This window comes from Microbacterium sp., from assembly GCF_032084865.1.
Lineage (GTDB): Bacteria > Actinomycetota > Actinomycetes > Actinomycetales > Microbacteriaceae > Microbacterium.
Genome location: NZ_DAMDLU010000131.1, coordinates 1 through 8,023, shown reverse-complemented (window position 1 = coordinate 8,023; position 8,023 = coordinate 1). Strand labels below are relative to the sequence as shown.

Genomic DNA, 8,023 nt, shown 5'->3' with positions numbered 1-8,023 from the left:
ACCAGCCGCCGTCGACGACGCTGACCGCGGCGAGCAGGGCCGCGCCCGGGGTCGACCAGGCCACCGTGATCGGCATGCGGAAGCGCCAGGCGAGGATGATGCACGCGGCGCCCATCGTGAGGCTGAGCACCAGCAGGCCGCTGGCCGCCTGGGCCGGGGTGGCGCCGACCGCGTCGAGCCCGGTGAGCACGACGGCGAACGAGCTGGTGAAGCCGACCAGGGCGGTGACGATCCCGGCGGTGATCGGGCGGGACGCGAGGGGCATCTCTGCAGCGGTGGGTGCGGTGGTCATCGGGTGAGCCCGTGGCGGTGCGCCAGCACGATCGCCTGCACGCGGTCGCGGGCGCCGAGCTTCTGCAGCACTCGCGACACGTGCGTCTTCACGGTCGCCTCGCCGATGAACAGCTCGCGGGCGATCTCGGCGTTGCTGCGCGCGTCGGCCATGAGCGCGAGCACTTCCGACTCGCGGTCGGTGAGCACACCATGGGCAGCTGAGCCCACCCCCTGGGTCGCTGAGTTCGCGCCTTGGGTCGCTGAGCCCACCCCTTGGGTCGCTGAGCTCGCGCCTTGGGCAGCGGAGCCTGCCGAAGCGCCGCCGCCCGGCATCGAGAACCTCGACAGCACTCGCCGCGTCACCTCGGGCGCGAGTATCCCGTCGCCGGCCGCGAGCGCCCGCACAGCGGTGATCAGCTCCTCAGGCCCGGCGTTCTTCAGCAGAAAGCCCCCGGCCCCGGCATCCAGCGCCTGGAAGAGGTACTCGTCGCGATCGAAGGTCGTGACGATGGCCACCGACGCCGTGATGCGCGGGTCGGCGACGATCTGCCGCGTGGCCTGGATGCCGTCCATGTCGGGCATCTGCACGTCCATCGTGATGACATCGGGCTGCAGCTCGGTGGCGAGCCGAACACCCTCGGCTCCGGTCGTCGCCTCGCCGACGACCTCGATATCGGGCTGGGTGCTGAGGATCGCGCGGAAACCGGCGCGCAGCATGGCGTGGTCGTCGACGAGCAGCACCCGGATCATCCGACATCTCCTCTTGCGGCTTTCGAATCGCTCGACTTGTCGCTTCTCGGCCCGGGACGCGACAAGTTGAGCGATTCGAAATCCGGGGTCGCCGCGATCGGCACGGTGACCCGCACCCGGAAGCCGCCCTGCGGCCGCGGCCGCAGCTCGATCTCGCCGCCGGATGCCAGGGCGCGCTCGCGCATGCCGAGCTGGCCGAGACCTGGGCGCAGTACGCCGACCGTGCGGCCGGTGTTCACGACTTCCAGCTCCAGGGCATCCGGATTCCATCGCAGCCGCACGTCGGCGGTGGCGCCGGCTCCGGCGTGGCGACGGGCGTTGGTGAGCGCCTCCTGCGCGATCCGGTACAGATTCACGCCGGCCGTCGACGGCACCGGCTCGGGGTCGCCGATCTCCGTGTAGGCGGTCGGCAGCCCGGCATCCGTCGATGCCTGCGCGAGCCGCTCGATGTCGGCGATCCCGACGGGCGACGGCTCGTCGTCGCCGCCGTCGCCCGGGTCGCGGAGCGTCTCGAGCAGCGCCCGGAAGTCGCCGATCGCGGCACGGGAGGCGTCTTCGACGCCGGACAGCATCCGCTTCGCCTCATCGGGATCGCGGTCGATCATGAGCCTCGCGGCCCCCGCCTGCACGCCCATCACCGACACGTGGTGCGCGACGACATCGTGCAGTTCGCGGGCGATGCGCACCCGGTCGAGAGCCACGGCCTGCGCGGCGGTGAGCTCGCGCTCGGCCTCGAGTTCGCGGGTGCGCTGCTCGAGCGCGAAGCGCTGGGCGGCGGCGTGCCACGAGCGCTCGCCGAAGTAGTAGGCGCCACCGAAATAGAGGACGTTGATCAGGATATTCAGCATCATGAACGCGACGAACGGCGAGAGCAGACCGGCGGCGACCTCGGCCTTGTCCGCCTCGCCGATCGCATCGCGGTACATCACGATGATCAGCCAGACGAACATGCCGAGGATGATCCCGGCACGCACGACGAACGCACGGCGGCGGTCGTTCATCCAGGCGCCCACCGTGTACAGCGCGATGAACATGGCGATGTTGGTGGCGTAGACCTCAGGGATGTGCAGGGTCACGCTGGTGAACATGACCACCGCGATGACCACGGCCACCAGACCCGGGTACCGCCGGCGCATGCTGAGGGGAGCCGAGACGCCGACCGCGACGAGCAGGGCCCACCACAGGGGCGCCTGCTCGTCGCGGTAGAGACCGGAGATGCTCGACAGTGCGGCGCTGATGACCGCGCCGACCAGCATGACCACGGCGAGCAGCAGGTCCTGCCGTCGATCGCGGTCGGTCGGGGTGCGGGTGAAGGCGGCGGGCGCGGGCATCTCTCCAACTTACGGACGAGCGGATGCCCGGGCATCCCCCGCAGGACGGACGGGGCGGGCTGAGGCGGAGCGGGTCGGTTTCCTCGCAGGAAGGGGCAGGCTGAGGCCGGCTGGTCAGTCGTTGCGGTCGGGAAGCAGATCCGCGACGGACTGCACGATCTCGTCGGGGCGGAACGGGAACCGCTCGATGTCGGACCGGTCGCTGATGCCGGTCATCACCAGCACGGTGTGCAGGCCTGCCTCGATGCCGGCGACGATGTCGGTGTCCATCCGGTCGCCGATCATCCCGGTCGTCTCGGAGTGCGCCCCGATCTTGTTCAGCGCCGAGCGGAACATCATCGGGTTCGGCTTGCCCACCACGTACGGCTCACGCCCTGTGGCCTTGGTGATCAGCGCCGCGATCGCGCCGGTGGCCGGGAGCGGACCCTCGGCGCTGGGACCTGTGGCGTCGGGGTTGGTGACGATGAAGCGCGATCCGGCTCCGATGAGCCGGATCGCCTTGGTGATCGCCTCGAACGAGTAATTGCGGGTCTCGCCGACCACGACGAAGTCCGGCCGCGTCTCGGTCATGATGAAGCCCGCATCGTGCAGGGCGGTGTGCAGGCCGGCCTCGCCGATCACGAAGGCCGAGCCGCCCGGCAGCTGCTGGGCGAGGAAGTCGGCGGTGGCGAGCGCCGAGGTCCAGATCCGCTCCTCGGGCACGTGCAGGCCGCTGGCCCGCAGCCGGGCCGAGAGGTCGCGCGCGGTGAAGATGGAGTTGTTCGTGAGGACGAGGTAGGGGATGCCCTCGCGTTCCCATCCGGCGAGCAGCTCGGCCGCGCCGGGGATCGCGTCGTTCTCGTGCACGAGAACGCCGTCCATGTCGGTGAGCCAGCATTCGATCTCAGAGCGATCAGCCATGGCCTCAGGCTATCGGCAGGATGCGCGCGCCGCGGGCGCCGCCGGCCGATCGCCGATCGGGGTTTCGCGCCGTCGCGGGCCGGAGCATGATCGGCATCATGACCGGACGCATCATCATCGATCTGTTCACCACGCTCGACGGGGTGGCTCAGGCACCGGGCGGGCCCGACGAGGATCCGACCGACGACTTCCCGTTCGGCGGGTGGCAGGCGGGGTACCCGAGTCGGGCTGTCGGCGAGAGCGTGGCGGCGGGGATGCAGACCCTCGACGCGCTGCTGCTGGGGCGCCGCACCTACGACATCTTCGCCGGGTACTGGCCGCAGCACACCGACGGCCCCGAGGGGTGGATCGGGCAGCTGTTCGACCGGGTGCCGAAGTACGTCGCGTCGAGGGATGCCGCCCTCGGGCTCGACTGGCCGGGCTCGACCCGCATCGGCGACGACCTGCCCGCAGAGATCGCGGTGCTGCGCGAGAGGCACCGCGACATCCACGTCATAGGCAGCGTCGATCTCGTGCAGACCCTGCTCGCCGAGCAGCTCTATGACGAGCTGCAGCTGTGGGTGTACCCGGTCGTGCTCGGGCGGGGCAAGAAGGTGTTCCCCGACGGCGCGGCCGCGCACAACATGCGCCTGCTCAGCGCCGAGGCCGGCGACGGCGGCGCCGTGCTGCTGCGCTATGCGCCCGAGCCGGGCGCGGTGCGCACCGGCGCGATGGGGGCGTAGCCGCCGGCCGGTCAGCCGCGCAGCATCCGCTCGATCACGCGCGCGACGCCGTGGTCGGCGTTCGCTGTGGTGACCTCGTCGGCGGCATCCCGCACGACGTCGATCGCGTTGCCCATCGCGACGCCGCGCCCCGCCCACTGCAGCATCTCGAGGTCGTTGAGTGCATCGCCGAACGCCAGCACCTCGTGCGCCTCGATGCCGAGCCGCTCGCACACCTGAGCGAGCCCGGTCGCCTTGGTCACGCCCTGCGCCATCACCTCGACGAACGGTGCACCCGACAGGGTCGCCGCGAAGCCGGTCAGCCCGAGGTCGTTCAGCGCCTCGAAGATCTCATCGATCCCCACGGACGCGTGCCGGATCACGAGTTTGAGGCTGGGCGAGCCGACCACCTCGTCGAGCGCGACGCCGCCCATCGCCTCCGGGTCGCGCTTGTGGTCGCTCAGCTGGGCGAGCGCGGCGTACCCGTGCTGGGCGACGAACCCTTCGCCGGCGTTGCGCACGCTCGCGAAGACGAGATCCGGGATGCCCTTCAGCAGCGCCCGCGCCAGCTCACCCTGCACGTCGGCAGGGATCTCCTCGGCGAACAGGTGCTCCCGCGTCGACAGGTGCAGCCCATAGGCGCCGTTGCCGCACAGCGCCCACGAGTCGAAGCCCGCTTGCTCGGCGATCGGCCGCAGCCCGATCGGCTGGCGTGCGGTGACGGGGATCGTCTCGATCCCGGCATCCCGAGCGGCGTCGAGCGCCGCCCGCGTGCGCGGCGAGACCCTGCCCGACTCGTCGAGCAGGGTGCCGTCGAGATCGGTTGCGATCAGCCGGATGCCCGTGAGAGGCGCCTGAGGGCGAAGGCTCACGCGAAGATCATCGGCATGTCGCCGTCGTCGTCACTGCCGCCGAAGTCGAGGTCGACGACGACGGGCACGTGGTCGCTGGGCTGCTCGCCCTTGCGCTCGTTGCGGTGGATCGATGCGCCGGTGACGGCATCGGCGAAGGGCTTCGAGCCGAGCACGAAGTCGATGCGGATGCCCTCGTTGCGGGGGAACTTGAGGCGCTGGTAGTCCCAGTAGGTGAACCCCTCGGGGAGCAGCGGGCGCACGACGTCGGTGACGCCCGCCGACTCGAGAGCGAAGAACGCCTCGCGCTCGGGCGGCGATACGTGCGTCGAGACCCCCTGCACGATCGCAGGATCGCCGTTGTCGTGGTCGAACGGGATGATGTTGAAGTCGCCGACCAGCGCGAGCGGCAGGTTCGGATCCGCGGCGAGTTCGGCGGCAGTCGCGGTGCGCAGCGCCTCGAGCCAGTGCAGCTTGTAGTGGTAGTGCTCGTCGTTCAGCGAGCGGCCGTTCGGCACGTACAGGCTCCACACCCGAACGCCGTCGACCATCACACCCAGAGCACGGGCCTCGAGCGGGGCATCCGGGCCCTCGTGCCCTTTCGCGAATCCGGGCTGCCCGGCGAACGACGTGCGCACGTCCGTCATCGGCAGACGGCTCGCGATCGCGACGCCGTTCCACTGGTTGAACCCGTGCACCTCGACCTGGTAGCCGGCCTCTTCGAAGGGCTCGTACGGGAACTGCTCGGGCTTGCACTTGATCTCCTGGAACGCGAGCACGTCGACGTCTTCCCGTACGGCGAAGTCGACGGCGCGCGCGACGCGGGTGCGGATCGAGTTGATGTTCCAGGTGGCCAGACGCATGCATCCAGCCTATTCGGGGCGGCGGACAGGCGCCGTCGCCGGCTACCGCTCCGCGGGGTCTCCCGTGCCGATCAGCACGCCGCGGGCGAGCGTGTGGAAGTGCCGGTTGAAGCCGAGCACCGCCGGCGTCGAGCCGGGTTCGAGATCGAGATGGTCGACGTCGAGCGCGTCGACGACGAAGAAGTAGCGGTGGATGCCCGTTCCGGCGGGGGGAGCGGCGCCGATGAAGCGCTCTGTGCGTGCCTCGTTCGGCAGCACGATCGCGCCGGCGGGAAGCTCCCCTGCGGTGCCGTCGCCGCTGTCTAGGCGGCGCACGTCGGGCGGGAGGTTGTAGGCGGCCCAGTGCCAGAAGCCCGACCCGGTGGGAGCGTCGGGGTCGAAGCACGAGACGGCGAAGCTGAGGGTGCCGGCGGGTGGGTCGGACCACTCCAAGATGGGGTGGCGGTCTTCTCCCGCCCGATCCGACGACCAGGCGAAGCCGGGAAGCGGCCCGCCTGCGGTGAAGTCGGGGCTGGTCAGCTCGAGCGGGGCGACCGGTCGCAGCTCGGCGAGTTCGGCATAGGGATCGTACGAGAACATGGGTGACCTCCGCGTCCCACGGTAGGGCAGGAGTAGGCATCCGGCCAGGCGGCGGGCGGTGAATACACTGGATGCCGTGACCAACCTCGTCGAAGACCGCCAGGCCCTGCTCGATCTCATCAAGGACGAGGCCGTGTTCCACGGCGACTTCACCCTGTCGAGCGGCAAGCAGGCGACGTACTACGTCGACATGCGCAAGCTGACCCTCGACCACCGGGCCGCCCCCGCGATCGGGCGCATCATGCTCGACCTGATCAAGGACCTCGACATCGCGGCGGTCGGCGGACTGACGCTGGGCGCCGACCCCATCGCGAACTCGGTCATGCATGCGTCGGTCGGCACCGATCGTCCGCTCGACGCGTTCGTCGTGCGCAAAGAGCCGAAGGACCACGGCCGTGGCCGCCAGGTCGAGGGCGCCGACATCTCGGGCAAGCGCGTCATCGTGCTGGAGGACACCTCGACCACCGGCCAGTCGGCGCTGAAGGCCGTCGAGGTGCTGCGTCGCGAGGGCGCCGAGGTGCTCGCGGTCGCCGTGATCGTCGACCGCAAGACCGGCGCGCAGGCCGCGATCGAGGCCGAGGGCCTGCAGTGGCTCGCCGCCTACGACCTCGACGACCTGGGCCTCGACCCGCAGTAGCCCGCGCCCCAGTTGACATTCCCCCGATTCGCATCCGGCGCGGCGGGGGCGCCGTCAGGGGCGGGTGCCGAGCGCCGCGTCGGCGACGAGCTTCGCGATGCGGGATGCCCGGGTCTCGGCGCGCTTCGCCATCGCGATGTTCGTGAGGCCGAGCTTCTTCGCCGACGGCGGGAAGGCGTCCCAGTTCTCGCGCGCGGCGGGGACGGCATCCAGCGCGGCGGCGAAGTCGTCGGGCTCGATGCCGGCCTCGGGGCCGTCGAGCACGCTCCACGATCCGTCGGCCTTTGCTGCCTCGATCACGCGGATGCCCGCCGGTGCGAGCATCCCGGCGGCCTCGAGCTCTGCGATGCGTGCCTTGTTCGTGGCCGCCCATCCGCTGCCGCGACGGCGAGGTGAGAACCACTGCCCGACGCTGCCGTCGTCGAACGTGCGCACGGGCCCGTCGATCCAGCCGAAGCAGAGCGCCTGACGCACGGCGTCGTCGTACGAGATGCCGTTCTGGTCGCGGCGCCGCACGTGCAGCAGCCACACTCCGGTGGCGGTCTCGTGGTGTTCGGCCATCCAGGCGCGCCAGTGCGCAGCATCCGCCGCCGTCACCCGCTCACCGTCGTCGAGAGCTCCCATCCGGTCAGCATAGAGCGGGCCCGGATGCTCGAGAGGCCCTCGTTCTCGACTTGGCAACGTTTTCATGCCACTCTGCCAACTATGGCAATCACGGGCGATGGAAGTGCCGAGGCGGCGTCGCGGCCGACCATGAAGGACGTCGCCGCCCGGGCGCGGGTCGGACTGTCCACGGTGTCTCGCGTGGTGGCCGGGAAAGACGGCGTCAGCCGCTCCAAGCGGCAGTCGGTCGAGCGTGCCATCGCCGAACTCGGCTACAGCCGCAACGACTTCGCGCACACGCTGCGCACCGGATCCGCGCGCACGATCGGCGTCACGGTGACGCGGATCTCGGACCCGTTCTACTCGCAGATCGTCGGAGCGGTGGAGGCGCGCGCGCAGGAGCGCGACCTGCTGGTGTTGGTCGCGTCGGCCGGCGAGGGAGCCGCCGAGGGCGAGCGCGTGCTGCGGCGCGTGCTCAGCCGCCGGCTCGACGGGCTCATCGTGGTCGCGCCCGAGGAGGCCGACCTGGCATTCC

At 70.6% G+C, this 8,023-nt stretch carries 11 protein-coding genes; 3 read left to right on the top strand and 8 right to left on the bottom strand.

The genetic code is table 11. From position 1 onward, the window contains the following. The 4 genes from RT309_RS12155 to RT309_RS12140 form a co-directional block, all read right to left on the bottom strand. On the bottom strand, positions 1 to 292 hold a 292-nt coding region (locus RT309_RS12155; RefSeq protein ID WP_313357394.1), incomplete at its 3' end, for a benzoate/H(+) symporter BenE family transporter. Continuing rightward, positions 289 to 1,023: a response regulator transcription factor gene (locus tag RT309_RS12150; RefSeq protein ID WP_313357392.1), complete on the bottom strand. Its 735-nt coding sequence runs from the start codon at positions 1,021 to 1,023 to the stop codon at positions 289 to 291. The genes RT309_RS12155 and RT309_RS12150, both read right to left, overlap by 4 nt. Next, positions 1,020 to 2,354: a sensor histidine kinase gene (locus tag RT309_RS12145; RefSeq protein ID WP_313357390.1), complete on the bottom strand. Its 1,335-nt coding sequence runs from the start codon at positions 2,352 to 2,354 to the stop codon at positions 1,020 to 1,022. Before RT309_RS12145 ends, RT309_RS12150 begins: the two co-directional genes overlap by 4 nt. A 114-nt stretch (positions 2,355 to 2,468) precedes the next feature. Continuing rightward, entirely contained in the window at positions 2,469 to 3,254 is a 786-nt protein-coding gene (locus RT309_RS12140; protein ID WP_313357388.1) for an HAD-IIA family hydrolase, read from the bottom strand. Positions 3,255 to 3,352: 98 nt separating this feature from the next. On the opposite strand from RT309_RS12140, the gene RT309_RS12135 reads away from it, so the two are divergent. Further along, positions 3,353 to 3,976, top strand: a complete 624-nt coding sequence (locus RT309_RS12135; RefSeq protein ID WP_313357386.1) for a dihydrofolate reductase family protein — start codon at positions 3,353 to 3,355, stop codon at positions 3,974 to 3,976. A gap of 11 nt (positions 3,977 to 3,987) precedes the next feature. On the opposite strand, the gene RT309_RS12130 is transcribed toward RT309_RS12135, so the two are convergent. Genes RT309_RS12130 through RT309_RS12120 form a run of 3 tightly spaced genes read right to left on the bottom strand, consistent with a single transcriptional unit; the run spans position 3,988 to position 6,248 of the window. After that, entirely contained in the window at positions 3,988 to 4,827 is an 840-nt protein-coding gene (locus tag RT309_RS12130) for a Cof-type HAD-IIB family hydrolase (RefSeq protein ID WP_313357384.1), read from the bottom strand. Then, a complete protein-coding gene (locus RT309_RS12125) occupies positions 4,824 to 5,669 on the bottom strand; it encodes an exodeoxyribonuclease III (protein ID WP_313357382.1) in 846 nt (281 codons plus the stop codon). The genes RT309_RS12130 and RT309_RS12125 overlap by 4 nt, the downstream gene beginning before the upstream one ends. A gap of 42 nt (positions 5,670 to 5,711) precedes the next feature. Beyond that, positions 5,712 to 6,248, bottom strand: coding sequence for a YbhB/YbcL family Raf kinase inhibitor-like protein (locus tag RT309_RS12120; RefSeq protein ID WP_313357380.1), 537 nt, complete (start codon positions 6,246 to 6,248; stop codon positions 5,712 to 5,714). 76 nt (positions 6,249 to 6,324) lie between these two features. Between RT309_RS12120 and pyrE the strand changes: the two genes are divergently transcribed. Further along, positions 6,325 to 6,885, top strand: coding sequence for an orotate phosphoribosyltransferase (gene pyrE, locus RT309_RS12115; RefSeq protein ID WP_313357378.1), 561 nt, complete (start codon positions 6,325 to 6,327; stop codon positions 6,883 to 6,885). Between the two features lie 54 nt (positions 6,886 to 6,939). Here pyrE and RT309_RS12110 read toward each other — a convergent pair whose 3' ends face one another. Then, on the bottom strand, positions 6,940 to 7,509 hold the full coding sequence (locus tag RT309_RS12110; protein ID WP_313357376.1) for a YdeI/OmpD-associated family protein: 570 nt from the start codon (positions 7,507 to 7,509) through the stop codon (positions 6,940 to 6,942). A gap of 81 nt (positions 7,510 to 7,590) precedes the next feature. On the opposite strand from RT309_RS12110, the gene RT309_RS12105 reads away from it, so the two are divergent. Further along, positions 7,591 to 8,023, top strand: a 433-nt coding sequence (locus RT309_RS12105) for a LacI family DNA-binding transcriptional regulator (RefSeq protein ID WP_313357374.1), incomplete at its 3' end; no start/stop codon positions are given.

Coding starts and splice junctions, on each gene's coding strand:
- RT309_RS12125 (WP_313357382.1), bottom strand. CDS start 5,669: ATGCGTCTGGCCACCTGGAACATCAACTCGATCCGCACCCGCGTCGCG.
- RT309_RS12135 (WP_313357386.1), top strand. CDS start 3,353: ATGACCGGACGCATCATCATCGATCTGTTCACCACGCTCGACGGGGTG.
- RT309_RS12140 (WP_313357388.1), bottom strand. CDS start 3,254: ATGGCTGATCGCTCTGAGATCGAATGCTGGCTCACCGACATGGACGGC.
- RT309_RS12145 (WP_313357390.1), bottom strand. CDS start 2,354: ATGCCCGCGCCCGCCGCCTTCACCCGCACCCCGACCGACCGCGATCGA.
- RT309_RS12120 (WP_313357380.1), bottom strand. CDS start 6,248: ATGTTCTCGTACGATCCCTATGCCGAACTCGCCGAGCTGCGACCGGTC.
- RT309_RS12110 (WP_313357376.1), bottom strand. CDS start 7,509: ATGGGAGCTCTCGACGACGGTGAGCGGGTGACGGCGGCGGATGCTGCG.
- RT309_RS12150 (WP_313357392.1), bottom strand. CDS start 1,023: ATGATCCGGGTGCTGCTCGTCGACGACCACGCCATGCTGCGCGCCGGT.